General features: G+C 65.2%; 26 protein-coding genes and 2 tRNA genes. 8 read left to right on the top strand and 20 right to left on the bottom strand.

All coding sequences use genetic code 11. The features are described from left to right. Positions 1–7: 7 nt before the first annotated feature. Positions 8–295, top strand: coding sequence for a hypothetical protein (locus XI08_RS29855; RefSeq protein ID WP_027543875.1), 288 nt, complete (start codon positions 8–10; stop codon positions 293–295). Here XI08_RS29855 and XI08_RS29850 read toward each other — a convergent pair. Continuing rightward, entirely contained in the window at positions 292–531 is a 240-nt protein-coding gene (locus XI08_RS29850) for a hypothetical protein (RefSeq protein ID WP_156936853.1), read from the bottom strand. The genes XI08_RS29855 and XI08_RS29850 overlap by 4 nt on opposite strands. Before the next feature lie 2 nt (positions 532–533). Between XI08_RS29850 and typA the strand changes: the two genes are divergently transcribed. Together typA and XI08_RS29840 are read left to right on the top strand one after the other, a co-directional pair. Continuing rightward, a complete protein-coding gene (gene typA, locus XI08_RS29845) occupies positions 534–2,360 on the top strand; it encodes a translational GTPase TypA (RefSeq protein WP_027543874.1) in 1,827 nt (608 codons plus the stop codon). Positions 2,361–2,533: 173 nt separating this feature from the next. Then, entirely contained in the window at positions 2,534–3,781 is a 1,248-nt protein-coding gene (locus XI08_RS29840; protein WP_271577126.1) for a flavin monoamine oxidase family protein, read from the top strand. 199 nt (positions 3,782–3,980) lie between these two features. On the opposite strand, the gene XI08_RS29835 is transcribed toward XI08_RS29840, so the two are convergent. The 4 genes from XI08_RS29835 to XI08_RS29820 are packed head-to-tail and all read right to left on the bottom strand — an operon-like array spanning position 3,981 to position 7,130. Beyond that, a complete protein-coding gene (locus tag XI08_RS29835) occupies positions 3,981–4,388 on the bottom strand; it encodes a thiol-disulfide oxidoreductase DCC family protein (protein WP_271577125.1) in 408 nt (135 codons plus the stop codon). Positions 4,389–4,448: 60 nt separating this feature from the next. Beyond that, positions 4,449–5,768 (bottom strand): SDR family oxidoreductase, encoded by a 1,320-nt coding sequence (locus XI08_RS29830; protein WP_271577124.1) that lies wholly within the window; start codon positions 5,766–5,768, stop codon positions 4,449–4,451. Between the two features lie 7 nt (positions 5,769–5,775). After that, on the bottom strand, positions 5,776–6,243 hold the full coding sequence (locus XI08_RS29825) for a DUF2269 family protein (protein ID WP_271577123.1): 468 nt from the start codon (positions 6,241–6,243) through the stop codon (positions 5,776–5,778). Next, on the bottom strand, positions 6,240–7,130 hold the full coding sequence (locus XI08_RS29820; RefSeq protein WP_271577122.1) for a dienelactone hydrolase family protein: 891 nt from the start codon (positions 7,128–7,130) through the stop codon (positions 6,240–6,242). The genes XI08_RS29825 and XI08_RS29820 overlap by 4 nt, the downstream gene beginning before the upstream one ends. A 266-nt stretch (positions 7,131–7,396) precedes the next feature. Here XI08_RS29820 and XI08_RS29815 point away from each other — a divergent pair, with 266 nt between their 5' ends. Together XI08_RS29815 and ppa are read left to right on the top strand one after the other, a co-directional pair. Further along, on the top strand, positions 7,397–7,906 hold the full coding sequence (locus tag XI08_RS29815) for a GNAT family N-acetyltransferase (RefSeq protein ID WP_008136728.1): 510 nt from the start codon (positions 7,397–7,399) through the stop codon (positions 7,904–7,906). 179 nt (positions 7,907–8,085) lie between these two features. Continuing rightward, complete coding sequence (gene ppa / locus XI08_RS29810) at positions 8,086–8,622, top strand: inorganic diphosphatase (protein WP_271577121.1); 537 nt, start codon at positions 8,086–8,088, stop codon at positions 8,620–8,622. Positions 8,623–8,837: 215 nt separating this feature from the next. On the opposite strand, the gene XI08_RS29805 is transcribed toward ppa, so the two are convergent. From XI08_RS29805 to XI08_RS29795, 3 genes are read right to left on the bottom strand one after another with little or no spacing between them, the layout of a single operon-like run. Then, complete coding sequence (locus XI08_RS29805) at positions 8,838–9,722, bottom strand: bifunctional methylenetetrahydrofolate dehydrogenase/methenyltetrahydrofolate cyclohydrolase (RefSeq protein WP_271577120.1); 885 nt, start codon at positions 9,720–9,722, stop codon at positions 8,838–8,840. A gap of 1 nt (position 9,723) precedes the next feature. Then, complete coding sequence (locus XI08_RS29800) at positions 9,724–10,077, bottom strand: DUF167 domain-containing protein (RefSeq protein WP_271577119.1); 354 nt, start codon at positions 10,075–10,077, stop codon at positions 9,724–9,726. A 15-nt stretch (positions 10,078–10,092) separates the two neighbouring features. Next, a complete protein-coding gene (locus XI08_RS29795; protein WP_008539240.1) occupies positions 10,093–10,383 on the bottom strand; it encodes a YggT family protein in 291 nt (96 codons plus the stop codon). A gap of 206 nt (positions 10,384–10,589) precedes the next feature. Here XI08_RS29795 and XI08_RS29790 point away from each other — a divergent pair. Continuing rightward, positions 10,590–10,665, top strand: a tRNA-Ala gene (locus XI08_RS29790). A gap of 216 nt (positions 10,666–10,881) precedes the next feature. Here XI08_RS29790 and XI08_RS29785 read toward each other — a convergent pair. The 7 genes from XI08_RS29785 to XI08_RS29755 form a co-directional block, all read right to left on the bottom strand. Beyond that, entirely contained in the window at positions 10,882–11,694 is an 813-nt protein-coding gene (locus tag XI08_RS29785) for an enoyl-CoA hydratase (RefSeq protein ID WP_092189387.1), read from the bottom strand. 101 nt (positions 11,695–11,795) lie between these two features. Then, a complete protein-coding gene (locus XI08_RS29780) occupies positions 11,796–12,599 on the bottom strand; it encodes a glutamine amidotransferase (protein WP_271577118.1) in 804 nt (267 codons plus the stop codon). A gap of 131 nt (positions 12,600–12,730) precedes the next feature. Continuing rightward, on the bottom strand, positions 12,731–13,510 hold the full coding sequence (locus XI08_RS29775) for an SDR family NAD(P)-dependent oxidoreductase (protein WP_271577117.1): 780 nt from the start codon (positions 13,508–13,510) through the stop codon (positions 12,731–12,733). A 225-nt stretch (positions 13,511–13,735) separates the two neighbouring features. Continuing rightward, a complete protein-coding gene (locus tag XI08_RS29770; protein WP_135178575.1) occupies positions 13,736–14,224 on the bottom strand; it encodes a tellurite resistance TerB family protein in 489 nt (162 codons plus the stop codon). A gap of 225 nt (positions 14,225–14,449) precedes the next feature. Continuing rightward, positions 14,450–15,859, bottom strand: coding sequence for an adenylate/guanylate cyclase domain-containing protein (locus XI08_RS29765; RefSeq protein WP_271577116.1), 1,410 nt, complete (start codon positions 15,857–15,859; stop codon positions 14,450–14,452). A 50-nt stretch (positions 15,860–15,909) separates the two neighbouring features. Continuing rightward, on the bottom strand, positions 15,910–17,277 hold the full coding sequence (locus XI08_RS29760; RefSeq protein ID WP_271577115.1) for a cytochrome P450: 1,368 nt from the start codon (positions 17,275–17,277) through the stop codon (positions 15,910–15,912). Between the two features lie 34 nt (positions 17,278–17,311). Next, a complete protein-coding gene (locus XI08_RS29755; protein WP_271577114.1) occupies positions 17,312–18,682 on the bottom strand; it encodes a hydrolase in 1,371 nt (456 codons plus the stop codon). Between the two features lie 137 nt (positions 18,683–18,819). Here XI08_RS29755 and XI08_RS29750 point away from each other — a divergent pair, with 137 nt between their 5' ends. Further along, on the top strand, positions 18,820–20,502 hold the full coding sequence (locus XI08_RS29750) for an MFS transporter (RefSeq protein WP_027543858.1): 1,683 nt from the start codon (positions 18,820–18,822) through the stop codon (positions 20,500–20,502). Between the two features lie 111 nt (positions 20,503–20,613). On the opposite strand, the gene XI08_RS29745 is transcribed toward XI08_RS29750, so the two are convergent. Together XI08_RS29745 and XI08_RS29740 are read right to left on the bottom strand one after the other, a co-directional pair. Next, positions 20,614–20,829, bottom strand: coding sequence for a hypothetical protein (locus tag XI08_RS29745; protein WP_027543857.1), 216 nt, complete (start codon positions 20,827–20,829; stop codon positions 20,614–20,616). Positions 20,830–20,997: 168 nt separating this feature from the next. Next, positions 20,998–21,306 (bottom strand): hypothetical protein, encoded by a 309-nt coding sequence (locus XI08_RS29740; RefSeq protein ID WP_271577113.1) that lies wholly within the window; start codon positions 21,304–21,306, stop codon positions 20,998–21,000. Positions 21,307–21,560: 254 nt separating this feature from the next. Between XI08_RS29740 and XI08_RS29735 the strand changes: the two genes are divergently transcribed. After that, positions 21,561–22,616 (top strand): polysaccharide deacetylase family protein, encoded by a 1,056-nt coding sequence (locus XI08_RS29735; protein ID WP_271577112.1) that lies wholly within the window; start codon positions 21,561–21,563, stop codon positions 22,614–22,616. Positions 22,617–22,700: 84 nt separating this feature from the next. Here XI08_RS29735 and XI08_RS29730 read toward each other — a convergent pair whose 3' ends face one another. The 3 genes from XI08_RS29730 to XI08_RS29720 form a co-directional block, all read right to left on the bottom strand. Continuing rightward, positions 22,701–23,087: a hypothetical protein gene (locus XI08_RS29730; RefSeq protein WP_271577111.1), complete on the bottom strand. Its 387-nt coding sequence runs from the start codon at positions 23,085–23,087 to the stop codon at positions 22,701–22,703. A gap of 169 nt (positions 23,088–23,256) precedes the next feature. Next, positions 23,257–23,332: transfer RNA gene (locus XI08_RS29725), tRNA-Thr, on the bottom strand. Between the two features lie 100 nt (positions 23,333–23,432). Next, entirely contained in the window at positions 23,433–25,175 is a 1,743-nt protein-coding gene (locus XI08_RS29720; protein ID WP_271577110.1) for a heme biosynthesis protein HemY, read from the bottom strand. Positions 25,176–25,181 lie beyond the last annotated feature (6 nt).

The following is a 25,181-nucleotide window of genomic DNA, read 5'->3' as shown; positions in this document are numbered from 1 at the left end:
CATCATCATGAGCAACATCGAACCCCCGTCCCCTCCCCCGCTTTCGCTGCCGCCGCCGAACCAGCGCGGCGGCTGCCTGACCGCCCTGATGGCAGGCTTGGGCGTCCTCATGCTGCTGCCCGGCCTCTGCGCGCTCCTGTTCGGCGGAATGTCGGTGCTCGAGGACGGCAGAATCGGCTCCGACATGGCGCCACTGGTCTTCCTGGGACTGGTCGTCGGCATCGGAGGGGTCGCCCTGATCTGGGCGGCCATTAAGGGGCGGAAGGCCCCCACCCATCCCGGAACCGAGCCTTAACCCCCGGAGATTCCCGGACAAAATTCAGTCAACCAACCGGCAAAGAACACATTGTTTTTTGGCGTTTTTTGCATATATTGCGCCGCAACGCGCAGGGTGCCCGGTCGATATGGCCGGGCTTCCCTTTTTGGGCGGAAAGCGCCCGTTTCCAGTCTTCCAGCGTTGTTTCGAGAAGAGGTCCCGGTCTGACCGGCGAGATCGCGCTTAACCCATTGTTCGAACGCAAAGAAGCTCACTCATGAACCTCCGCAACGTCGCCATCATCGCCCACGTCGACCACGGCAAGACGACCCTGGTCGACAAACTCCTCCAGCAGTCCGGCACGTTCCGCGAGAACCAGAAGGTGACCGATCGCGCCATGGACTCCAACGACCTGGAGCGTGAGCGCGGCATCACCATTCTGGCCAAGGCGGCCTCGGTGCAGTGGAAGGACACCCGCGTCAACATCGTCGACACCCCCGGCCACGCCGATTTCGGCGGCGAGGTCGAGCGCATCCTCAACATGGTGGACGGCGCGCTGGTGCTGGTGGACGCCGCTGAAGGCCCGCTGCCGCAGACCAAGTTCGTGGTCTCCAAGGCACTGAAGGTCGGCCTCAAGCCGATCGTCGTCATCAACAAGGTCGACCGCCCCGACGCGCGCCCGACCGAAGTCATCAACGAGGTGTTCGACCTGTTCGCGGCGCTCGACGCCAGCGAGGAGCAACTCGACTTCCCGATCCTCTACGGATCGGCCAAGCAGGGCTGGATGGCCGAGAGCCCCGAGGGTCCGCAGGACAAGGGCATGGAGCCGCTGTTCGACCTGATCCTGCGCCACGTCGCGCCGCCGACGGTCGAGGAAGGTCCGTTCAGGATGATCGGCACCATCCTAGAGGCCAACCCCTATCTCGGCCGCATCATCACCGGCCGCATCTCCTCCGGCGTGCTCAAACCGAACCAGCAGGTCAAGGTGCTGCATGCCGACGGCAAGCTGGTCGAGACCGGGCGCATCACCAAGATCCTGGCGTTTCGCGGCCTCGAGCGCACGCCGCTCGACGAAGCCGAAGCCGGCGACATCGTCGCCATCGCGGGCCTGACCAAGGGCACCGTCGCCGACACCTTCTGCGATCCGACCGTCGAGGTGCCGCTGCCGGCACAGCCGATCGACCCGCCGACCGTGTCGATGTCGTTCATCGTCAACAACTCTCCGCTCGCCGGCACCGAAGGCGACAAGGTGACGAGCCGCATGATCCGCGACCGTCTGCTGCGCGAAGCCGAGGGCAACGTCGCGCTGCGCGTCGTCGAAGCCGCCGACAAGGACGCGATGGAAGTCTCGGGCCGCGGCGAATTGCAGCTCGCGATCCTGATCGAGACCATGCGCCGTGAGGGCTTTGAGCTCTCGGTGTCGCGCCCGCGCGTCGTGTACCAGAAGGACGAAGCCACCGGCGCCGCCATGGAGCCGATCGAGGAGGTCGTGATCGACGTCGACGAGGAGCATTCCGGCGTCGTCGTGCAGAAGATGAGCGAGCGCAAGTCCGAGCTGGTCGAGATGAAGCCGTCCGGCGGCAACCGCCTGCGCCTGGTGTTCTACGCGCCGACCCGCGGCCTGATCGGCTACCAGGGCGAGCTGCTCACCGACACCCGCGGCACCGCGATCATGAACCGCCTGTTCCACGGCTACGCCCCGTACAAGGGCGAGATCCAGGGCCGCCGCAACGGCGTCCTGATCTCCAACGACCAGGGCGAGGCCGTGGCCTACGCCATGTTCAAGCTGGAAGATCGCGGCCCGATGATGATCGAGCCGGGCTGGAAGGTCTACAAGGGCATGATCGTCGGCGAGCACACCCGTGACAACGATCTCGAGATCAACGTGCTGAAGGGCAAGCAGCTCACCAACATCCGCACGACGTCGAAGGACGAAGCCGTGCGCCTGACCCCGCCGATCCGCATGACGCTGGAAAAGGCGCTCGCCTATATCGAGGACGACGAACTCGTCGAGGTCACCCCGAAGTCGATCCGCCTGCGCAAGAAGCACCTCGACCCGAACGAGCGCAAGCGCGCGGAGAAGTCCAAGGAAGCGGTGGCTTGAGCTAGCGCTCTTAATGACTGTCATGCCCCGGCTTGACCGGGGCATCCAGTACGCCGCGGCTTCTCAGTAGACGACTACTGTCTCTGGAATACTGGATCACCCGCTTTCGCGGGTGATGACAGCTGTGCACGTGACGGCTTCAGCACCCCCAGCGAACGTGCTAGAGCCCGCTCATGAGCTCCCTTCCCTCCTCCGTTGATGTCGCAATCATCGGCGCCGGTGCCGCCGGGCTTGGCGCGGCGCACGCGCTGGCGGGCTCAGGCCTCTCCGCCATCGTGCTGGAGGCCCGCGACCGGCTCGGCGGCCGCGCCTGGACCGTGCAGGCCTCGCCCGAGGTGACGTTCGACGTCGGCTGCGGCTGGCTGCATTCGGCGGACCAAAACTCCTTCGTCGCAATCGCAAAGCAACTCGATTTCGAGGTCAACAAGGACCTGCCGCCCTGGCGCGAGCGCGCCTTCGGCAACGCGTTTCCGCAAAGCCAGCGCGACGAGTTCATGCACGCCATGGACGCGTTCTACGAGCGGCTCTGGCAGGCCGCGCAAAAGGGCAAGGACGAGCCCGCGAGCCTGAGCCTTGAGCCCGGCAATCGCTGGAATCCCATGATCGACGCGATCTCGACCTACATCAACGGCTGCGAACTCAAGGACATGTCGACGCTCGACTGGGATGCCTATGAGGACACCAATTTCAACTGGCGCATCCGCCGCGGCTACGGCGCGCTGGTCGCGGCCTATGGCGCACCCTGCCCGGTGGCACTGAACTGCATGGTCACGCTGATCGATCATTCCGGCCAGCACGTCCGCCTCGAGACGTCGCAGGGCACGCTGACCGCCGGCAAGGTGATCGTCACCGTTCCGACCAATCTGATCGCCGATGAGGCGATCCGCTTCTCGCCGCAGCTCCCGGCCAAGGTCGATGCCGCAGCCGGCCTGCCGCTCGGCGTTGACGACAAGGTGACGCTGGCGCTTAGCGATGCCGAAGCCTTCCCGAAGGAAGCCAATTTGCGCGGCGCCACCATGCGCACCGCGATGGGCACCTACCACATCCGCCCGTTCGGCCAGCCCTGCATCGAAGGCTTTTTCGGCGGCAGCTTTGCAAGACAGCTTGAGCACGCCGGCGGGGGCGCGATTGCCGCGCAGAGCATCAACGAGATCGCGGGCTTTCTCGGCAACGACATCAGGCGAAAGCTGAAGCCACTGTATGAGTCGCGCTGGGCGCGTGATCCCCTTGCCCGAGGCTCGTATTCACATGCGCTGCCCGGCCATGCCGGCGACCGTGCGGTGCTGGCCGCGCCGGTCGATGGCCGGCTGTTCTACGCCGGGGAGGCGACGTCGCCGAACTTCTTCACGACGGCGCATGGGGCAAGGGACAGCGGCGAGCGGGCGGCGAAGGAAGTGCTGGGGGCGATTGGGAAGCGCTGACTAAACGCCGTCGCTGCGGCGTCATACTCCAGCGTCGTCCCGGCGAAGGCCGAGACCCATACCGCGTGATTTCTCGATGAAGCGCGGTGCTTGTACCGCGGATTGATCCCCTCACTTCTAGTCTTCGCCAAACTCCGCCCTGTGGTTATGGTCCCGACCTTCGCCGGGACGACACCGAATTCGTGGGGCCGCCGTCGCGTCACTCGATCACCCGCGCCCGCAACTCGGCATCAGGCACGAAGCAGGCGTCATACTTCCCGAAGATGCGATAGCGGTTGCGGGCGATGAGGCTGTACACCGCATCGCGCAGTGGCTTGGGCACGGCGAATAGCATGCGCACCCAGCCCCATCCCGGCAATTGCGACAGCACGGTCAGTGCGGCGTCGGATTTCATGAGCGCCTCGCCGCCGTGGATCACGGCGTTGGTGTCGGGATCATCAGGATCGATGCCGAACGTTCGTGCGAGCCGCGTTCCATAGTCCGACTGGATCGGCGTGAAACGAAACCGCCTCGACGTATCGCGCTTTGCCACGAAGCGGACCCAGCGCGAGCAGAAGATGCAGACGCCGTCGAACAGGATCACGTCGTCGTCGGGCCATTTTGGCATCAGATTCTCTTTTTGACGCGTTTTCTTCACGCGAACCGGGATCCACTTCGCTCGAAAACGCTATCGATTATCCAACATCAGAAGCGCGACGAGCATCAGCACGATCGCCGGTCCCGTCTTCACAAGCGCACCAAGCGGCTCGATCCAGAGATCGGGCGTCAGGATCGCGGCACCGAACATATAACCGAGCGAGGCGGCGATGCCTGCAACCAAGCCGATCGCCGCGGTGCGGCGGAAGGCGATCAACACGCCGATGCTCATGTCCATCAGGCTGGTGCCGATCGTGATGGGATCGACCAGCGCCGGCGGAAAATTGTGCCCGCTCAGAATGCCGGCGGCGGCGCGGTAGGAGACGAACAGCGCGATGAAGCCGGAGACGACCCAGAACGCGACCAGGCTCGCGAAGATCAGCGCCTTGACCAGGAACAGCCGCGCGAACCATTTGTCCTGGACGGTGGCGGGGTGGCGCCCGATCGTCTCGGTCAGCGTCTTCGGCACGATGCCCGTGGCGGCAATCCACGCCGAGGGATCACCTCGCACGCCGCGGCGCAGCTCGGCGATGGCGGTGGAGCGCATCGGCGGCATCCAGCCGAGATGACTGGTGAGATCGCCAATTTTCGCGCCGAGATCGAGCATGACGGACGGCATCGCGACGTGCGGCCAACCAGCCGTGCCGAGCGCGAGACGAAAATGCTTGATGATTCCGGCCATTGTGACTGGCTCTGATAGCATCAGGTCCCAGCTCACTGATTTCACGGATGCATCTTCGCTGTCGCGCGCGGCGAGCCAGGCGATGGTGGCAGCGATGTCCCCGACCGCGACGGGCTGGAACGGCATCGCCATCTCCTCACGCGGCAGGTCGAGTGGAAAGGCCGCGAGCGCGCGCAGCATGGCGCTGCCGCCATAAGCTGACGGTGCGACCACGAATCCGGGCCGCAGGATGGCGTGGTCAACGCCGGAGGCCGCGATCAACCGTTCGGCTTCGCGCTTGGTCGTGGCGAAAGCGGTGCGGTCGGCTTCGGCCATTCCCGGAATCGAGATATGCACGAGGCGGATTGCGCGGCCGCTGCCGCCGATCGCCTGAAGCAGACGCGCGACGAAATCGCGATGCACCGCGCCTGTGTCGCTGCCCGGCCCATCCTGCAGCACGCCCAGACAATTCACGACGACATCCACGGCCTGCTCGCGCAGCAGGCGCGTCAGCGCGGCTGCATCAAGCGAGAGGATCGGCAGCTCAATGTCCAGCGCGCTCATCCTCTGCGCCTGCGACAGGCTGCGCGCCACGCCGACGACGCGAAAGCCTCGCTCGCGCAGATCGTCGGTGACGAAGCGGCCGATCAGGCCGGAGGCGCCGAGCACCAGGATGGTTCGCTGGTTCATCATTCCCTCAAAACGGCTTGGCGACCATCAGCCAGAGGATCAGCATCGTCGCGCCGAAGCCGGGGAAGCCGAACGCGAACCAGCGGCGGAACAGGACGAAGTAACGCTCCGGCAGGGCGGCGCGCTGCTCGGAAGCCTTGCGCGCGAGATCGCGCATCTCGATCTGCATGAAGACGACGGGGATCCAGAACAGGCCTGCGATGGCATAGAGCACGAGCGAAGCGAGCAGCCAACGCTCGGTGAACGACGTGGCCGAGAGCATCATCAGCAGGCCGCCGCTGACCGGCTGCAAGATCACGGCTGACAGCGTGAAGATCGCGTCGGCAATCACCACCACCGAGGCGGTGCGCGCAATGAAGTCCACATCGTTCGTGCGATGCGCCATCAGCATGAAGAAGGCGATGCCGGTTCCGGTACCGAGGATGACGATGGCACCGAGCACGTGCAGGTATTTGACCAGGAAATACAGCGTCATGGTTTCTTCGCCAACGCCGGCTTCAGCGCGCGCTCGAGCTCGCTGCTGGCGGCGTTGACGCCGGCTTCGGTCTCGATCATCCAGTGCCCCTCGCTGCCCACCGCCGGCAGTGCGCGGAAATCGACCTTGCCGCCACCGCCGCGAAATGCATCTGCCAGCGACTTCGAAAATGCCGGCGGGAAATAGCTGTCATTGCCCGCAACGAGCCATGTGACGGGAATGCGCGCCGCCTTGCCGAATTCAGCGGCAGCCGCGAGAAGCGAGTGTGGCGCACAGATCCGGTTCGGTTCGTCATTGGCATGGCCGCCGCGCCCCGGCGCAAACACTGTGATCGCCGAGATCGTCTTCGGATCGGCATTGGCAAGGCGCAGCGCGCCCCAGCCACCGGCGGAATGGCCGACCACGATCGCGGCATCCTGGCGGATGAAATCCTGCTTTCGCAAATGGTCCAGTGCCAGCGAAATTTCTCCGGCCGTCGCACGACCCGAGCGCGCGTAATCCGCTTCGTCGCAGCCGCCCTGGTCCTCGACATAGCGACCACCGGTTGCCCCATGGCCGAGCCGTTCCGGCACCAGCACGGCAAAGCCGCGCGCGACAAGGAAGGCCGTGAGCGCGCGGTATTCCGGCTGCGGCATTTGTGCGCGACGCAACACATTCTGCGTCGAGGCATGCGCGATGACCGCGAGCCGGAATGGCCCGGGTCCGAACGGGCGAAACAGCAGCGCATGCGCGGCAATGTCGCTATCCGGCGACGGCACACGCCATTCCTGCCGGCGAAACGGCTCGCCCTCCTCGCCCGATGCACCGAACGTGACCTGAGCGCACAGAGGCGGCGCGGTCAGCAAGGCCAGCAGAGGCAGGAGCGCAAGGATGTTGAAGAGCCGCATGAATTGCCGGAGGCGAACACGGACAGCGAGGGCCACACTAACGGGAACGAATCATCCTGGGCGGACTTTCTGCGTTGCCATCGCCGTTCATTGGTTGCCGCAACAGAGTTTTGCACCGACACATGGCAGTTCGTTGCCGTTCAAGGCAGCGCCTTGTCCTCTTTCGGTACAACAACCGTTAAATACTGATGCAGAAAGTCCACAGGTTAACCGATAATTAACGTTAGGTCTTGCCGCCGACGCGGCGACTTGATTTGATCGTGTCCATGAGCACAACCCTGATCGAGGTCCGGCCGGCCAAAGCCGCAGATGCAACTGCGGTGGCGTCAACCCATGACGAAGCCTGGCGTTCGGCCTATCAGGGCATCATTCCCGGCGCCGAGCTGGAGAAGCTGATCAACCGCCGCGGTCCGCAGTGGTGGGACAGCGCGATCCGCAAGGGCAGCCGCGTCAGCGTATTGGTGTTCGGCGACAAGATCGCGGGCTATGCCAATTACGGCCGTAACCGTGCCCGCAGCCTGCACTTCGACGGCGAGATCTACGAGCTTTATCTGCGCCCCGAATTCCAGGGCCTCGGTTTCGGCCGTCGCCTGTTCGCCGCCGCCCGCCGCGACCTGATGCAGAGCGGGCTGAAGAGCATGGTTGTGTGGGCGCTCTCGGACAACGATCCGGCCACCGAGTTCTACCGGGCCCTGGGCGGCCGCATGGTGGCGCGTTCCTCGGAACGATTCGGGCCGAAGTCGCTCGACAAGGTTGCCTTCGCTTGGACCAATTGAGCTGCTGAAAGTCTAGCCGGCAGCGTTTCCCATCCGTCGATACCGTTTGCCGCTTGAGCCGGTGATCGCTGGATTCATTATTTCACAAAAACACGATGGATTGGGGGGCCAAGCCCGCGTATGACAGCGCCAAAATCGCTGCCGGGCGCGATTTAACGTCGGCAACAACGGAGCCTTGAATGCGTATCGATGCGGTCTCGATCGGGAAAGACGTCCCACAGGACGTCAATGTCATCATCGAAGTCCCCGTGGGCGGTGAACCGATCAAATACGAGATGGACAAGGAGGCCGGCACGCTGGTGGTCGACCGCTTCCTCTACACGCCGATGCGTTACCCCGGTAACTACGGCTTCATTCCGCACACGCTGTCGGACGACGGCGATCCCTGCGACGTCCTGATCGTCAACACCCGCGCCATCATCCCCGGCGCCGTCATGAGCGTGCGCCCGGTCGGCGTGCTGTTCATGGAAGACGAAGCCGGCGGCGACGAGAAGATTCTCGCCGTGCCGTCGTCGAAGCTGACGCAGCGCTACGACAAGGTGAAGACCTATTCCGACCTGCCGGACATCACGCTGCAGCAGATCCAGCACTTCTTCGAGCACTACAAGGATCTCGAGAAGGGCAAGTGGGTGAAGATCTTGCGCTGGGGCGGCCCGGAGGAAGCGCACAAGCTGATCCTCGAAGGCATGGACCGCGAGAAGAAGAAGAAGGGCTGAGATCTGCTCCCTCGCCCCGCTCTTGTCCGCCGAAGCCTTTGGCGAAGGCGGATGCGGGGCCGCGACGAGCTTCGCTCGCGCTGAGAGGGTCGGGGTGAGGGGGAGTCTCCGCAAGGACAGTGAGAGTTGGACTCGCGGAGAGTCCCCCTCACCCGGAATTCAAGCTACGCTTGAATTCCGACCTCTCCCCGCAAGCGGGGAGAGGTGAAGAAAACCTACACCGCCGGCTTCGCCAGCCCCGCGATCGCGCAAGCGGCGCGCAGCGTATTCACCAGCAAACACGCGACCGTCATCTGGCCGACGCCGCCCGGCACCGGCGTGATGGCGCCGGCCACCGCGAGCGCTTCCTGATAGGCGACGTCACCGACGAGGCGCGTCTTGCCGTCGTCCTTCGGGATCCGGTTGATGCCGATGTCGATCACGGTCGCGCCCGGCTTCAGCCAATCGCCGCGCACCATCTCGGCTCTGCCGACCGCGGCGTAGACGAGATCGGCGCGCCTTACGAGGCCGGGCAAATCGCGCGAGCGCGAATGCGCGATCGTCGCCGTGGCGTTCTCGTTCAGCAACAACTGCACCAGCGGGCGGCCGACCAGGTTGGAACGGCCGATGACGATGGCGTTCATACCCTCGAGCGAGGCATGCACGCTCTTGGTCAGGATGATGCAGCCGAGCGGTGTGCAAGGCGACAGCGCCTCCAAGCCGCCGGCAAGCCGGCCGGCATTGTTCGGATGCAGGCCATCGACGTCCTTGGCGGGATCGATGGCGTTGATGACGGCCTCGGTGTTCAGACCCTTCGGCAGTGGCAGCTGCACCAGAATGCCGTGCACGGCCGGATCGCGATTGAGTTTTGCGACCAGCGCCAGCAGATCGCCTTGCGACACGTCGGCCGGCAGCTTGTGCTCGAACGAGGCCATCCCGGCGGCCTGGGTCTGGGTCTGCTTGGAGCGGACATAGACCTCGCTCGCCGGGTCGTTGCCGACCAGGACCACCGCAAGGCCCGGCACCAGATTGTGCTCGCGCTTGACGCGGGCGACCTCGTCGGCCACGCGCGCCCGGAGTTCCGCGGCAATGACTTTTCCATCTATGATCTTGGCCGTCATGTCAGTTCCCTTGGTCTGTCGATTTGGCCGAAGCAAGCCGGCGCAGGGCTTCTCCAAGCCGCGCGGGATCGCCGTCGACCGCGATCTGCTTCAGCCGCGAGGTCGCTCCGGACAGGAGTTTTACGCTGGACTTGGGGACGCCCAGCGATTTCGCCAGCAGGACCAAGACGGCCTTGTTGGCCTCGCCGCCATCGGCGATCGCGCGCACTCGCACCTTGAGCACGCTGCGGCCATCGGCCAGCCGCTCGATCCCGTCGATGTCGTCGCGGCCGCCGCGCGGCGTCACCCGCAGCGCGATGCTGATGCCCGCGGCCGAGTAACGCCAGGGTTCCTTGCAAGCGTCGTTGGCAACCAAGGCGCTCCAGCCTGCCTAGATCACGTTCGGGTAGATGTAATACAGGATCACCCGCTCGATGAACATGATGAGCAGGATCAGGATGATCGGCGAAATATCGAGCCCGCCGAGGCTGGGCAGGAAATTGCGAATCGGCGCCAGCAGCGGCTCGGTGATCCGGTAGAGGAACTCCGCCACCGCCGAAACGAACTGGTTGCGGGTGTTCACCACGTTGAAAGCGATCAGCCAGGACAGGATCGCGGAGGCGATCAGCAGCCAGACGTAGAGGTCGAGCACGATGATGACGATGTCGAGAACGGCACGCATGGCTTTTGATGACTCTGGCTTTTGAAAACTCTGGCTGCGGTCGGGATTGACGCCTTTTGCTAGATATCGGTTCCCCCCGGCCCAAACAAGGGAAGTTCGGGCGGCGGAATGGCTAAAACCGCGTTACGCCCGTCCTTGACTTGACCTTGGCAGGGACTTAAATGGCGCCCGGTTGTCGGCCGCATTTACCAGAGCGGCCAGCAAACGGGGCCATAGCTCAGCTGGGAGAGCGCGTCGTTCGCAATGACGAGGTCGGCGGTTCGATCCCGCCTGGCTCCACCACGCTTCGCCCTTCGGGCTACGCGTGGCGCAGCCGCGCGGTGCCCGAAGGGCGAAGCGTGGTGTCCGGCGAAGCCCGCAGGGCGAAGACGGACCATTTCAGCAAATCAACAAACTTGGCCAAGACCGCTCCGGGCTACGCGTGGCACAGCCGCGCGATGCCCGAAGGGCGAAGCGTAGTGTCCGGCGAAGCCCGCAGGGCGAAGACGGACTGCTCCCCTACCTCCCCGTAAACCGCGGCGGCCGCTTCTCCATGAAGCTCGCGACGCCCTCCCGGAAATCGCTGCCGCCCAGCGCCACCATCATCTCCCGGTTGGCCTCGATCGTGGCCTCGGCCAGCGTCTGGAACGGCACCTCGTAGAGCTGGCGCTTGATCACGGCCATCGCGCTCGGCGAGACGAAATCGGCGAGGTCGCGCGCATAGGCGTAGGTTTCCTCGCGGAGCTTCTCCGGCGAGCACAGACGGTTGACCAGCCCGATCCGCAGCGCCTCGTCGCTCGAAACACGGCGCGCCGAGAGCAACAGATCCATCGCGTTGGCATGGCCGACGATGCGCGGCAGCATCCAGCTGATGCCGTGCTCGGCAATCAGGCCGCGCCGCGCGAAGGCGGTGGTGAACACGGTATTGTCGGCGGCAAAGCGCAGGTCGCAATAGAGCGCGTGCACGAGGCCGATGCCCGCGGTCGCGCCGTTGAGCATGGCGATGACGGGCTTTCCGATCGACGGATAGAAGCCGTAGCGCGTCTGCCAGTCGGGCCGGCGATTCATGTCGAAGGGCGGCAGGTTCGATGCGCGCCTGACGTCGTCAGGGTCGAGCCCTTTCAACGCATCCATGTCGGCGCCGGCGCAGAAGGCGCGGCCCGCGCCGGTGAGCACGATGACGCGGACATTGTCGTCGGCGCTCGATGCTTCCATCGCATGGCGCACGTCGCGCTCCATTGTCGGCGTCCACGCGTTCATGCGGTCCGGGCGATTGAGCGTGATGGTCGCGACCTTGTCGCTCACCTCATAGAGAATGTGTTCATAGGCCATGACGCTCTCTCTTGTCTGCCGGCGCAATTTCGCGCGCGCTCGTTGGGAGCGAGCCTAGCATATCCAGGGATGAAGCAAGGGCCTGCGCGCTGTCAGCGCGATCACTCGGCGGCTTGCGCCAGCAGCGGCCGGCGCGCCAGCCAGCCATTGATGAAGTGATCGAGCCAGGCGCGTTCTGCGACATCGTACACGGCACGGTCCGTGAAGTGATGATGCCGCTCGCGCGCACCGGGCGCGCTGAACCCGTCATAGCCGCGCGTGGTCCAGCGATGCATCATGGCGTAGGTCACGTCAGGATGAAACTGCACGCCGAAGGCGTTGCCGGCGCGGAACGCCTGCACCGGAAAATCATCGCCTTCCGCAAGCAGCTCAGTGCCATCAGGCAGTTCGAATCCCTCGCGGTGCCAGTGATAGACCTGCGCCGGCCAAGCCGGGCAGAGCGCGTGGCCCGCGGCCGTCGGGCGGATCGGGTAGTAGCCGATCTGGGTCAGCGCCTCCGCATGCGGCGCGACGCGGGCCCCGAGCTGCATCGCCAGCATCTGCGCACCGAGGCAGATGCCGAGAAACGGCCGCTGTTCGCGGAGCGGAATTTCGATCCAGTCGATCTCGCGGCGGATGTAGTCGTCGCGATCGTTGGCGCTCATGGGGCCGCCGAAAACCACGGCGCCGGCATGCTGATCAAGCGTCTGTGGAAGGGGATCGCCAAAGCGGGGACGGCGGATGTCGAGGCGATGGCCGAGCGCGCGCAGCGCATTGCCGACACGGCCGGGCGTCGAGGATTCCTGGTGCAGGACAATCAGAACCGGCAACCGGGCTTCAGGACGAGCAGCAGATGCGCCTAGTGCCCTTCTCTTCGGGAAGGGGACCAATTCCGCGCCACCAAACCTGTCCGTCCGGAACGACATTGCCTTTCCAAATGCTATCGGTTCAGAGCGCCAGCATAGCTAAGCGATGGTTAACATCGTGTGAGTTCGCGCACACACGACACCGATTAAGGAAGCAAGCTCCGGGCCACGACAGGCGCTACGAGCGTTCTCTAGTCCCTCTGCCGCTGGAAGCGACTGGTGGCGGACAAAATGAAGCCGCGCGGAAAGAAACGCAGCGCGAATGGCACAATCTTGATGCAGAGACCGGGCAGCACTGCCCGTTTATTTGCCATCAGCCCACGATAGGCCTCCCGCGCAACATCGGAGGCAGGAACATTGAGAAGGGCCGTATTATGTCCGGATCCAACACCGGCGCGCGCCTGGAATTCGGTAGGCACCGGACCCGGGCAAAGTACGGTGACGCGGACGCCGCGCGGCGCGAGCTCCGCCCGCAGGGCCTCGGTGAGAGAAATCACATAGGCCTTGGACGCGTAATAGACCGCCATGCCGGGGCCGGGCAGGAAGCCGGCGATCGAGCCGACATTGAGAAGACCACCCTTGTTCCTGACGAGCTGATCGGCAAATCGCAGCGACAGATCCGTCAGAGCCCGGACGTTGACATCGACGATGCCAACCTGCTCGTCGCGATCGCACTCGATTGCATCGCCGAACACGCCGAAGCCGGCATTGTTGACGAGATGGTCGAGCTCGACGCCTTCGGCGGCGAGCGCTGCCGCGATCTTTTCTCCGGCGTCTGCTTCCTGAAGATCGCAGGCGATGACGATCGGCTTCTTGCCGCCCTTGGCGGCGAGCTCGTTCGCGAGCGCCTCGAGCCGGTCCGCGCGCCGCGCCGTCAGCGCGAGACGGTGTCCATTCGCGGCGAACACCCGCGCCAGCTCCGTGCCGATGCCCGCCGAGGCACCGGTGATCAACGTTACCCGCTCAGTCACGATCGAAGTCTCTTGAATTGAAGTTTTTTAGGCCTGCAATGGCGGAACGAGAGCATAGGCCGTACGCGACAGGCAAGCGGGCTGACAGCATGGCCGCTTGAGTGGGCACCAGGGAGGGCAGAAAACCCACAGATTTACCGGCAAACCCGGGACAAGGCGGCCGGGGGCCACATTAAAGTTTTGTCATGTGATCTGCACAACCGGCCGTCCGCCGTGCTGACGAAATCAGCCGCCGACGGCGCCGTCCTTCACCTGGCTACCGGCGCGGTCCGCCACGGCGTGCTTCAGGTCAATCCGGTCGCGCTGGGCAATCCCGAGCAGGTCGGAGGCGCGCCAGACCACGTTGTCCTCGAACTCGGAGACCTGGCCGTCGGCATAGACCAGCTCCCACATCATCTGGACGATGCGCTTGCGGCCCGCTTCGTCGAGCGAGCGCATGATGACGCTGGTAAAGTGATAGAGGTCGACCGCCTCGCCCTCGACCTGGGTTGCATCGGCGATCAAACGATCGGCGGTGCCGCGATCAAGCCCGAAATGGCTTTCGATCAGGCTGTGCAGCTTGCGCTGCTCGGCCGCCGTCGGTTGGCCGTCCAGCGAGACCACGTGAACCAGCAACGCGGTCGCCGCCAGCCGATAATCGCTGTCGCCGAATGCGCGGTCCTGGGCTTGAGGAGCCACAATGTCGGCGATGAATTGGCGCAAGCCGTCCAGCATGAAGTCCTACCGAAAACAATGACGCCGCGGGGGCGCGGCGCCTACCAGCATTATATGTGCGGGAAACTCAACCGGCGCAACGTGTGTCGGTTCCGCGCGCGGCATTACGTTTCGGCAATCTGTTCACTGTCACTCCGGGGCGCGCGAAGCGCGAACCCGGAATCCCGCGCTACAATCTCGAGATTCCGGGTCTGGCCCTTCGGGCCATCCCGGAATGACGGCGACTCACGGTATCTCGTACACCACCATCTTGTCGGCGATGCCGCGCAACGCGGCCTGCTTCTGGATCGGCTTGATCGCGCGCTGCTCCAGCACTTCCGCCACGGCCGGCGCATCCAGCACTGGCCCCGTGATGTGGATCTCCTGCGCGGTCGACAGGCTCTGCACGCGCGCGGCGATGTTGACGGTCTGGCCGAAATAATCCTGACGCTCGTTGAGCATCACCGCGAGGCACGGCCCCTCATGGATACCGATCTTGACGATGAGGTCGGCGGTACCGCGCTGTTTGTTGAGCTCGTCCATCGCCGCGCGCATCCGCAGGCCCGCGACGATTGCGTGCTCGGGACGGATGAAGGTCGCCATCACGGCATCGCCGATGGTCTTCACCACCGCGCCCTTCTCGGAGGAGATGATCTCGAGCAACGCATGGAAATGCGCGCGCACGAGATCGAAGGCGGCGAGATCGCCGACCCGCTCGTAGAGCGCGGTCGATCCCTTCAGATCCGTGAACAGAAATGTCAGGGACGTGATCTGGAGCCGCTGGTCGACACTGAGATTGTCCGCCTTGAACACATCGCGGAACGTCTGGTTCGACAGCATCCGCTTGGCGGTGAGGAACGGCTTGCGCTTACCGATGAGGTGATGAAGCGCCTCGGCCGCGATGAAGACCGACGGCAGCACGCGTATGCCGGCCTGGTTCTCCAGCGACAGCCGCAGCGGGCCCGGCCGCAGTGTCGTGGTGCCCGTTGGCGCCTGCACCCTGTTGTACATGATGGCGAACTGCTGGCGATCCTTGGTCGGCTCGCCCTGCACGTCGATGAAATGAGCGGCGTGCGTCACCGGCTCGAAGATGATGATGAAGTCGTTCGGCAGCTGCAGCGACATGGTCGCCTTCTCGCCGGCCGGCAGCTCCATCGTATCCAGCGTGACCTCGTTGGCCAGCGTCGCGAACGATTCCTTGTTGAAGTCGACGCCGGAGCTCCAGAACACCTGCTTGAAATACTCCCACACCGGAAGCGTATCCGGGTCGTGCGCCGCGATGCGCCGGACGCGTGGATTCACGGTGAAGGAAACCTCGACCTGGTCGTCCACGGAGGCCTTGTAGCCGCAGGCACAGAGTGCGCAGTGGTAATCGTCCGGCTTGAGCGCCTTCAGCGTCGCGTGAGCACCGAGCACACCACCGCAGCCCGGACACAGCACGTTCCAGCCGAGATCGAACAGCCCGAGCCGCGCTGCATGCAGGAAGGCGGAGATCGCGCGCTCTTCGTCGACACCATGCTGCCTGGCGAAATCGAGGACATTGACGCGGTTGAGCTCGTGATCCTCTCCGTCCTCGATGAGGCGCGCAATTTCATCGACCGCCTTCGGATCGGCGGTCTGCTTCAGAACGGAAAACTGGGCCTGGATGTCGCTCATGGCGTAACTCTATCTAGGGTCGATCACGCCATTGGCCAGGCGATCGCCTGTCACCGACGCGTGATGCGGAACATGGGTGAACGATCCGGCTGGGTCGTGACGACGCCATGCGGGATCACGGGAGCCGTATCGACCAGCTCGACGCGGAACGCACCGATCAGCCGGGCCAGCGCAAGCACGGATTCGGCTTGCGCAAACGGCGCGCCGACGCACACGCGCGGACCCGCGCCGAACGGCAAATAAGCGAAACGGTCGGGTGCTTCAGTCGACATGAAGCGCTTTGGAACGAACGCGTCCGGCTGATCCCACAGCTTTTCGTGCCGGTGCAGCAGCCAGGGCGCGATCATGATGATGTCGCCCCTGCCGATCTCGATTCCGGCCACACTGTCCTTGTCGCGCGCGGCACGCGCGATGAGGAAGGCGGGCGGATAGAGCCGCATGGTTTCTTCGATCACCGCGCGGGTGAATTTCTGGCGATCGATGTCGGCCATGCTGTCGAGATGTTCGCCGCGGGTCTCGGAGGCCACCTCCTCCTGCGTATCAGGGTCGAGCGCGAGCAGATAGAGCGCCCAGAACAGCGCGGTCGCCGTGGTTTCGTGACCGGCGAGAATCATGGTCGCGACTTCGTCGATGAGCTGCGCGTCGGAAAAGCCCTTGCCCGTTTCAGGATCGCGCGCCTCGTCCATGAGGTCGAACAGGTCGCGCGGCGGCGCGCCGTCCTTTTTCCCGGCGGCGCGCCGCTCGGCGATCAGCATCGCGACGAATTCGGTCCAGCGCTTGCGGAATCGGGCGCGGGCAAAATCCATCGGGCTCGGCCAGGACACCGGCAGCAGCATGTCGAGGAAATAGGGCCGTCCCAGCCGTTCGCCATATTCCATGACGAAGTTGCGCAAGGTGGGGCCATGCCGGTCCATGCCGAAGGAGAACATCGTGCGCCCGGCGATCTCGAGGGTCATGCGCTGCATGGTCTCGCGCAGATCAACGGTCTCGCCGTTGCGCGCATCCAGCTTCGCGATGGTCTCGTCGAGCACCGCAGTCATGTGCGGAACGAGATTTGCGGTGGCGCGCGGCGTGAAGGCCGGCGCGAGCGTGCGGCGCTGGAACGTCCAGGCATGACCTTCCGCAATCAGAAGGCCTTCACCGAGCACGGGACGCAGCATGCGGATGCCGGCCGGCGTGCGCGTGTAGTTCTCGTAATTGCTGAGCAGGACATGCCGGATCGCGTCCGGACGGTTCAGGATGAAGCTCTTGTGGAGGAAGAAGCGGCCCTCGAGAACGTCCTCCTCATAGGCGCGCTGCCCCCACGTTGCGATCATGTTCTGCCGGATCACCGCGACCCGGCCGAAGAACGACATGTCGTCCGGCGCACGCGGCGGCGTCGGAGGGACGATGGGCCGACGCACGCTGGCGATATTCATGGCTCTCTCCCGCAGATGTGACGCAGGCAAATAGCTAGTAAGTCAGCTCGGCGACCGCAATCCTGTTCTCGGAGGCAGGCCAGAGGCGTGCCACAATCCGTTCTTCGCCGAACTGGGCCACGATGTTACGCCCGATCTCGCTGGCCGGAAGCCGCAATGTTGCTGCCGAATCCGTGGGCACGCCCGGCTTGACGTCGGCCGGCTCCTTGCCGTCGAGCAGAACGACATCCCGCGGCAGGCCGAAATAGCCGCGCGGACGTGACATGATCAGGACCGCTCCGGCGTCCTTGTCCGCCGGCCCGAGCGGACGCGCGGCGCGCAGGTGGACGACGTCGGACGAGCGCGGAAAGGGCGAGCGATAGAAGTGCGTGGTCGGCGCATCCGGCGACGCGAGGGCGAATTCGAGCGACCAGGAGGATTCGACCTGCGCCGGCCCCCAGCGGCCGTCGGCGCCGGTCTTCGAGCTGTGCACGGCATTGCCCTTGCGCTCACCGGTATCAGGATCGACGCGGAAGATATCGACGGTTGCGCCCGCCACCGGACGATTGGTCGGCACGCCGCCGGGCGTTCCCGTGACGAGGCCACTCAGCCTGACGCTCGGTTCCGGCACGATCGCGAGGCGCGTCGGCTCGCGGCCGGCGATGAACTTGTAGATCTCGCGGAACGCGCGCGGGTGAAACGCCACCTCGCGATGATCGAGCGCACCGAGCACGAGGTTGGTGGCCCCCTGCAGCTCCGGCCCCTCGGTGGCGACACCGGTCGGCGTGCCAGGCTTGCCGATGAAGCGGCCGTCGGCTTGCGCGTATTTGTCCATGCCATCGCTGCGCAAGGTGAGGAAAGCCGTGCCCGGCGTCACCTCGCTCTCACCCTCGTTCAAGCCGCGCAGGAATGGACCGCGGCCGTTGAACTCGTTTCCGAGCTGGTCGTCGGTCGCGAACACGCCGTGATTGGGCGTGCCGCACAGGACGGCGTGGCTGACGTCGGCCACACCGCCGTTCCTGATGACATTGCGGATGGCATTGCCGCCGCGCGAGCTGCCGACCAGCGCCACGCGCGGTGCGCCGGTACGGCGCTTCAGTTCAGTGATGGCGGCAGTGAGCTCGCGGCGCTGGTCCTCGGTCGAGGAGCGGTTCGCCTGTTCGACCTTGTCGTCGCTCCGCGCCAGGGGATCGGTGAAGTTGATCGCCAGCATGCGATCGCGCGCGACGCCATTGGATTCCATCCGCCACATCGTGGTCATCCAGAGCGCGTCGTAGTCGCCATTGCCGTGGACGAACAGGATCGGCGGCACCTCGGCGCCCTGCGCCGCGGGCGTGGTTTGAGCGAAAGCGTCCATCCGGATGCTCGCAAGCGCAAAAGACAACGTGCCGGCACCCTGCAAGATCGTCCGTCGCGACAGCTTCATCTGTTCCTCCCCGGCAAAACCGCCTCTTTGCACCGCTTATAGCGTCCTAACCACTGGACAGCGAAGGACTTTCGCGGGCATCACTGAATTTGCCGGAATCACCAGGATCACTTCTGCCAGCCCTTTTGGAAGGGGATATGACCGAGCAGCCGAACCGTCAGAGAATCGCGGCCGACGGCATCGCCGCGCCGCTGCGGTACACCGTTTTCCGCCGCATCTGGCTCGCCAGCCTGCTCTCCAATCTCGGCCTGCTGATCCAGGGCGTGGGCGCCGCCTGGGCGATGACGCAGATGGCGGCCTCGGCCGACAAGGTCGCGCTGGTGCAGACCGCGCTGATGCTGCCGATCATGCTGATTTCGATGCCGGCCGGCGCCATCGCCGACATGTATGACCGCCGCATCGTCACCCTGGTCTCGCTCATGATCGCGCTGACCGGCGCGACCGCGCTCACGATCCTGGCCGGGCTCAAGCTGATCACGCCGGAAACGCTGCTCGCCTTCTGCTTCGTCGTGGGCAGCGGCAACGCGCTGTTCGGCCCGGCCTGGCAATCCTCGGTCAGCGAGCAGGTGCCGCCCGAAGCATTGCCGTCGGCCGTCGCGCTGAACGGCATCAGCTACAACATCGCGCGCAGCTTCGGTCCCGCGGTCGGCGGTGTCATCGTCGCCGCGCTCGGCGCGGTGGCGGCGTTTGCCTGCAACGCGATCCTCTATCTGCCGCTGCTGGTCGTGCTGCTGCTGTGGCGGCGCAGCACCGAGCCCTCGCGCCTGCCTCGGGAGAAGCTCAACCGCGCCATGGTCTCGGGCTTCCGCTACATCACCAATTCGCCGCCGATCAAGATCGTGCTGCTGCGCACGCTGGTGATGGGCCTGATTGGCGGCGCCATCATGGCACTGATGCCGCTGATCGCGCGCGACCTGCTGCATGGCGGCGCGCAGACCTACGGCATCATGCTCGGCGCCTTCGGCATGGGCGCGGTTGTCGGCGCACTCAACATCCACGAATTGCGCAAGCGCATGAGCGGCGAGTCCGCGATCCGCGCCTGCACCATCTCGATGGCCTTCGCGATGGCCGCCCTTGCCGTAAGCACAGAACCGGTGCTGACGGCGGCCGCGCTGGTGCTGGCCGGCGCGGTCTGGATGGCCGCCGTCGCGCTGTTCAATATCGGCGTGCAGCTCTCGGCACCGCGCTGGGTCGCAGGCCGGTCGTTGGCAGCGTTCCAGGCCTCGATCTCCGGCGGCATCGCGATCGGCGCCTGGGGCTGGGGCCATCTCACCGACTATGCCGGCGTCGAGGTCGCGCTTCTGGTCGCGGCAGGCCTGATGCTGGTCTCGCCGCTGCTGGGAATCTGGCTCACGATGCCGCGCGTCGGCGCCCGCAACGAGGACGCCGAGGTGCTGGCCGATCCCGAAGTCAGGCTGTCGCTCACCGGCCGCAGCGGACCGCTGGTGGTCGAGATCGAATATCGGGTGTCTCAGGAGAACGCGCGCGCCTTCCACAATGTGATGCAGGACGTGCAGCTCTCAAGGCAGCGCAACGGCGCCTATGGCTGGTCGATCGCGCGCGACATCGCCGATCCCGAATTGTGGACCGAGCGCTATCACTGCCCGACCTGGTTCGACTATCTGCGCCAGCGCAACCGCTCGACCCTATCCGAACGCGCGCTGCATCAGCAGGCGATCGATTTCCACGTCGGCCCCGAGCCGGTGCGCGTCCGCCGCATGCTGGAGCGTCCGTTCGGCTCGGTGCGCTGGAAGGAAGAGACGCCGGACCAGGGTGCAAGCGAGGTGCTGCCCGTGGTCGCGGCGGGGAGCAGCACGTAACTCTCGTCATTCCGGGGCGCGCCGTCAGGCGCGAGCCCGGAATCCATTTCTCTCAGGAGATTGCCGCTCGATGGATTCCGGGTTCGCGCTTCGCGCGCCCCGGAATGACAATCACTGCCCGTGATCCGTCAGCACCTTGTCGCAGCCTTTGCTCAGCCGCGTGCGATTCTGTTTGAGGCAGGCGAGCACAGCCTGGTCGCCATTGTTCATCACGGCGCGGCAGAAGCGCGTGACGTCGCGCGCGCAGGCGTCGTGTCCGGGCTGCTGTTGCGCTGATGCGCCAGATGCGCACAGGAGAAAAGGAACGATCAAAAGAAATCTGGTCATCGCGTAATGCCTCTTACCCGGAAGAAAGTGCGGGCGAAGCTAGTGCGACGATCCCGGAGCCGCAACGGCTTTATTGGCAGGAGGCGTTTTCGACGCCGCGTGGCCCCGGCTTGACGCCGGGGCACTGCGCGAAGGGAGCTAACCGACGCAACGATCGCTGTGTTGCTCTTACTGCTTGTCCTGGGCGTCAGCGACCTTGCGTGAGGCGCCCTTGGCGAGGTCCTTGTCCATCACCGCGCGGCAGCCGGCGCTCAGGTCCGAGCGATGCTTCATCATGCATGCAGTGATCTTCGGGATGTTGGGGATTTCCGACGAGCACAGGCGGAAGGCATCGCCGGTGCACATCTGCTGCGCTTCGGACGAGAAGGCGAAGCTCGACGTCGTGGAAACGATCGAGACGATGGCGGCGAAGCCCAGAGCGAGGCTGGTGTCGCGGATCTTGCTACTCAAGGACTTGGCGGTAAACGACGTGGTCATTTTGAAGCTCCCATTGGCACCGCAGGAAGCGGGCCCGTTGTTGATGGGAACTACGATGCTCCAGCAAAACAGTTTCCACTGTGATGATGGTCACGGCGCGCGCCCCAACTGTGACTTCGGTCACATTGGCGCACCTCACTGAAAATCCGGCGCAAACGCCGTCGTGTTGGTGTCACGTTAACTGTTCCTTCGCATTAATGGCTCGTCGCGCGGGAAATTCCGCAGGTTTGGTTGCGTAATTGGAAAGAGTAGCGATGCGTAATGCGTTGGGCCTGATGCTGGCCAGTGTAGTTGCGGCGGTCGTGATTGCCGCCGGAGGTTGGTTTTATTATTCCTCGCGCGCCGATCAGGCCGCTCCCAAGACAGTTGCCGCCCGTGCCGCCGACCCGTTGCCGGCACAGGCGAAAATCGCCACCAAGGACGACGTCGCGACCACCGCGGCGATCGCGGCGAAGCCGACGGCCGTTGCCCAGGCATCGGCGCCTGCGCCCGCCCCGGTCGCGCCAGTTCAGCCGAAGCAGGCCTGCGCCAATCCGAACGCGCTGGGCGTCGCCCGCGTGGTCGAGATCGACACCACAGGCGGTCCCGGCTTCGGCTTCGAGCACTTCAAGCAGTTCGATTTCCTCACCGACAAGGAGGTCGTGCTGACCTTCGACGACGGTCCGTGGCCGGTCAACACGCCCGCGGTGCTGAAGGCGCTCGCGGATGAATGCACCAAGGGCCTGTTCTTCTCGGTCGGCAAGCACGCGACCTACCACCCGGAGATCCTGCGCCAGGTTCTGGCCCAGGGCCACACGGTCGGCACGCACACCTGGTCGCATGTCAACCTGAACAGCAAGAAGATGACGGAGCAACAGGTCAAGGACGAGGTCGAGAAGGGCTTTAGCGCAGTGAGGTTCGCGCTCGGCACCAACCCGGCGCCGTTCTTCCGTTTCCCGCAGCTTCAGCACAATCCGGCGATGGTGACCTATTTCGGCACCCGCAACGTCGCGATGTTCTCGACCGACATCGATTCCTTCGACTTCAGGAAGGGCGCGACGCCGGAGAAGATCGTCGAGACCGTGATGGGCAGGCTCGATAAGCTCGGCAAGGGCATCATCCTGATGCACGACTTCCAGAAGCACACCGGCGAAGCGATGCCGGCGCTGCTCGCGCGGCTCAAGGCCGGCGGCTACAAGATCGTGCAGATGAAGGCCAAGACCACCTTCCAGACGCTGCCGGAATATGACGAGGCGCTGCTGAAGGACCTGAAGGTGCCGACCTCGAGCGCACGTCCGATCGGAAGCGTGGTGCAGACGGTTTCGCAGTAAGCTCGGATCAAATCGCTGTCTCAATACGCGTCATGGCCGGGCTATCGCCCGGCCATTGGCGTTTCGGGGAAGGCAAGTCGCCGCTTACCAGTAGATGCCGTGGCGATGCAGCTCGCTGATGATGCGGCGTTCGGTCCAGCTATGCTTGTGCTTCGGCTTGTTGGCTTTCGCCGTGGTCTTCGGCGCAGGCTGAGTCGCGGTCGCGGCGGGCGCTGAAGTCGTCGTGGTCACGGCGGGCGCCGGTGCCGCGGCAGGCGCGGGGGCCGAAATCGCCGGCGGACGGTCGACATATTTCGGAGCCTCGGTGACGGGTGCGGCTTCGCTCACTTGTGTGGCCGTGGTTGTCGCTGTCGTCGTCTGCGGGGCCGAGGCCTGTTCGCTCGCCGTGACCAGCGAGAGGCTGCGTGGGCCGTCCGCCTGGGCAGATGCGGAAGCCAGGACCATGGCGGCTACCAGAATGATCTTGCGCATGTGAAATCTCCCCGTGTTGGCGTGACGGGGACGCTACGCGAGAGACGCGCGACACTATGTGATCGCAATCACGCAGGCGACCGGACGATCTCGAACCCGCGCACGCTCATGCCAGCTGGATGCGTCGGTTAGGACGCTTGTCTGCGACGATCGGATGAATTCGGGGCGCTGGTGCCGCAAGAGGGATTCGAACCCCCGACCCCGTCATTACGAATGACGTGCTCTACCGACTGAGCTATTGCGGCGAACCCTGCCGGGGCCCGGGCGATGCCGGCCCCGATACGCGCGCTCCTGATATCGGGCATGGCCCGAATTGGCAAGAACAAGCGGGGCGCGAAATGCGGCTTAGGCGCCCCAACGGGACCAGAATCCGCGCCAGCCGCCGGCCTGGGCCTTGGGCGTGCCGATTTGTTCCGTAAATTCATCGCTTGGGCCCTCGTCATCGATGCCGGGATCATCCGGGGCACGGACGATCGGGATGACAGCGGGAATCGGGGCGGGTGCGGGCTTGCCGAGGTCGGCGCGGGTCCGAAACACGGGCGTTTCCGCCACCGGCGCTGATTCGGCCGGCTCGGGAGCCGGTTCAACCGGCTCGGTGGGCGTGACGACGGGCTCTGCCTTTGGCTCTTCCTTGGCCGCCGGAGGTGTATTGTCCTGCTCGGCGGGGGCCGATGCAGCCGGAGCCGGTTCCATCGGGGTGTCGTTCGCAGGCGCCGTGACCCGTTTCGGCGGCGGGGCCGCCAGCATGGCTTCCTCGAAGGCTGAGGACTCGATCAAGTCGCCCTTGTCGGAAGGAAGGCTCGCGACCGGCGTCTGCCACTGGAAGGCGTCGAGGCGGCCGGTGACCGGGGAGACCGGGCGCCAGCGATCACTGACATAGCCGTCGGCGGTCCAGGCCGGATCGTGGCGAGCACGCACCGCGCGCAAGGTCCAGGCGCGGGCGCGGCCGCCGTCGCCGTGCTCGGTGCGCTCGATCTCGGCCATCAGCAGTGCGACGCGCTGGGTCGGATCGTTGACGTAGGGCGCCAGCACCGCACGTGCGCGGGCGAACTCGGAGGCATCGATCGCGGCACGTGCGAGCGCGAGCTGGCCTTCAATATGGCCGGCTCTATCGGCAGGCGTCTTGGCCGCAAGCGTCTCGATCCGCTGCAAGCGCTGCCGTGCGGAATCGCCGATCCTCACATGTGCATAGGCCTCGGCCAGATCGGGATGCGGATTGGCGAGCCAGGCGACCTCGACCAGCTTCATGGCGCGGCGCACCTGATGCGCCTCGCTCTCGAACTTTGCGGCGAGCACGGCGGCCGGCACCAGGGTCGGTGCGAGCTTGATCGCCTCCATCACGCTCTCGCGTGCGACGTCGCGGTCCATCGTCTCCAATTCCAGCGCGCGTGCGGTGAGCAGCACGCCACGCTGGCGGCGATAGGCCGGCTTGTCGATCAGGCCCGCGGACAGGTTCGAATCGAGGATCGCGAGCGCGCCGCTCCAGTCGCCGCGCGCGCAGCGGAAGCCGAGCACGGCATGCGAGGCCCAGGTCGAGGACGGCGACAGCTTGATCGCTTCCTCCGCGATCATCACGGCGCCGACCGCATCGTCGGCGCGCTGCGCCTCGATGAACAGGCCACGCAGGCCGAGCAGCCGCGTATCCTCGCGCTCGGCCATGGCACGGAAGGCGCGCTGCGCCGCGTCGCGATTGCCTTCGAGCTGCGCCGACTGGGCGTGCAGCAGCAGCGCGAGCGGATCGTTCGGCGCATGCCGCCGCGCCGTCTCGGCGTGACGCCGGGCGAGCGCGGTGTCGCCATGACCGATCGCGAGCAGGCCGTGGGTGATGGCGTGGCGGCCGCGGGCGTGGCGCTTTTCGTGGCGACGGCGGCGCAAACGTCCCGGCGTCCGCCAGATCGTCGTCAGGATGCTCCAGACGAGCACGACGGCCGCGGCAAAGAGGCCCAGCAAGAACACGAACCTCGGCAACGTCGTTGAGGCGCGGAAACCGCCCGCGGTCAGGACGAGGTCACCGGGCTGATCGGCAACCCAGGCCGCGCCGGCCGCCGCCAGCGCAATCAAGACGAGGAAAAGGACGATGCGAAGCATGACGAT

The organism is Bradyrhizobium sp. CCBAU 11361 (genome assembly GCF_028128935.1).
Taxonomy (GTDB): domain Bacteria; phylum Pseudomonadota; class Alphaproteobacteria; order Rhizobiales; family Xanthobacteraceae; genus Bradyrhizobium; species Bradyrhizobium niftali.
This window is presented reverse-complemented; position numbering and strand designations above follow the sequence as displayed.

What these genes read in the sequence shown, in the direction of transcription:
- ppa (WP_271577121.1), top strand. Translation starts at nt 8,086, where the DNA reads ATGCGTATCGATGCGGTCTCGATCGGGAAAGACGTCCCACAGGACGTC.
- XI08_RS29840 (WP_271577126.1), top strand. Translation starts at nt 2,534, where the DNA reads ATGAGCTCCCTTCCCTCCTCCGTTGATGTCGCAATCATCGGCGCCGGT.
- XI08_RS29755 (WP_271577114.1), bottom strand. Translation starts at nt 18,682, where the DNA reads ATGAAGCTGTCGCGACGGACGATCTTGCAGGGTGCCGGCACGTTGTCT.
- XI08_RS29765 (WP_271577116.1), bottom strand. Translation starts at nt 15,859, where the DNA reads ATGAGCGACATCCAGGCCCAGTTTTCCGTTCTGAAGCAGACCGCCGAT.
- XI08_RS29855 (WP_027543875.1), top strand. Translation starts at nt 8, where the DNA reads ATGAGCAACATCGAACCCCCGTCCCCTCCCCCGCTTTCGCTGCCGCCG.
- XI08_RS29770 (WP_135178575.1), bottom strand. Translation starts at nt 14,224, where the DNA reads ATGCTGGACGGCTTGCGCCAATTCATCGCCGACATTGTGGCTCCTCAA.
- XI08_RS29815 (WP_008136728.1), top strand. Translation starts at nt 7,397, where the DNA reads ATGAGCACAACCCTGATCGAGGTCCGGCCGGCCAAAGCCGCAGATGCA.
- XI08_RS29835 (WP_271577125.1), bottom strand. Translation starts at nt 4,388, where the DNA reads ATGCCAAAATGGCCCGACGACGACGTGATCCTGTTCGACGGCGTCTGC.
- XI08_RS29735 (WP_271577112.1), top strand. Translation starts at nt 21,561, where the DNA reads ATGCGTAATGCGTTGGGCCTGATGCTGGCCAGTGTAGTTGCGGCGGTC.
- XI08_RS29825 (WP_271577123.1), bottom strand. Translation starts at nt 6,243, where the DNA reads ATGACGCTGTATTTCCTGGTCAAATACCTGCACGTGCTCGGTGCCATC.
- XI08_RS29785 (WP_092189387.1), bottom strand. Translation starts at nt 11,694, where the DNA reads ATGGCCTATGAACACATTCTCTATGAGGTGAGCGACAAGGTCGCGACC.
- XI08_RS29740 (WP_271577113.1), bottom strand. Translation starts at nt 21,306, where the DNA reads ATGACCACGTCGTTTACCGCCAAGTCCTTGAGTAGCAAGATCCGCGAC.
- XI08_RS29805 (WP_271577120.1), bottom strand. Translation starts at nt 9,722, where the DNA reads ATGACGGCCAAGATCATAGATGGAAAAGTCATTGCCGCGGAACTCCGG.
- XI08_RS29720 (WP_271577110.1), bottom strand. Translation starts at nt 25,175, where the DNA reads ATGCTTCGCATCGTCCTTTTCCTCGTCTTGATTGCGCTGGCGGCGGCC.
- typA (WP_027543874.1), top strand. Translation starts at nt 534, where the DNA reads ATGAACCTCCGCAACGTCGCCATCATCGCCCACGTCGACCACGGCAAG.
- XI08_RS29730 (WP_271577111.1), bottom strand. Translation starts at nt 23,087, where the DNA reads ATGCGCAAGATCATTCTGGTAGCCGCCATGGTCCTGGCTTCCGCATCT.
- XI08_RS29780 (WP_271577118.1), bottom strand. Translation starts at nt 12,599, where the DNA reads ATGTCGTTCCGGACGGACAGGTTTGGTGGCGCGGAATTGGTCCCCTTC.
- XI08_RS29795 (WP_008539240.1), bottom strand. Translation starts at nt 10,383, where the DNA reads ATGCGTGCCGTTCTCGACATCGTCATCATCGTGCTCGACCTCTACGTC.
- XI08_RS29745 (WP_027543857.1), bottom strand. Translation starts at nt 20,829, where the DNA reads ATGACCAGATTTCTTTTGATCGTTCCTTTTCTCCTGTGCGCATCTGGC.
- XI08_RS29750 (WP_027543858.1), top strand. Translation starts at nt 18,820, where the DNA reads ATGACCGAGCAGCCGAACCGTCAGAGAATCGCGGCCGACGGCATCGCC.
- XI08_RS29820 (WP_271577122.1), bottom strand. Translation starts at nt 7,130, where the DNA reads ATGCGGCTCTTCAACATCCTTGCGCTCCTGCCTCTGCTGGCCTTGCTG.
- XI08_RS29760 (WP_271577115.1), bottom strand. Translation starts at nt 17,277, where the DNA reads ATGAATATCGCCAGCGTGCGTCGGCCCATCGTCCCTCCGACGCCGCCG.
- XI08_RS29830 (WP_271577124.1), bottom strand. Translation starts at nt 5,768, where the DNA reads ATGAACCAGCGAACCATCCTGGTGCTCGGCGCCTCCGGCCTGATCGGC.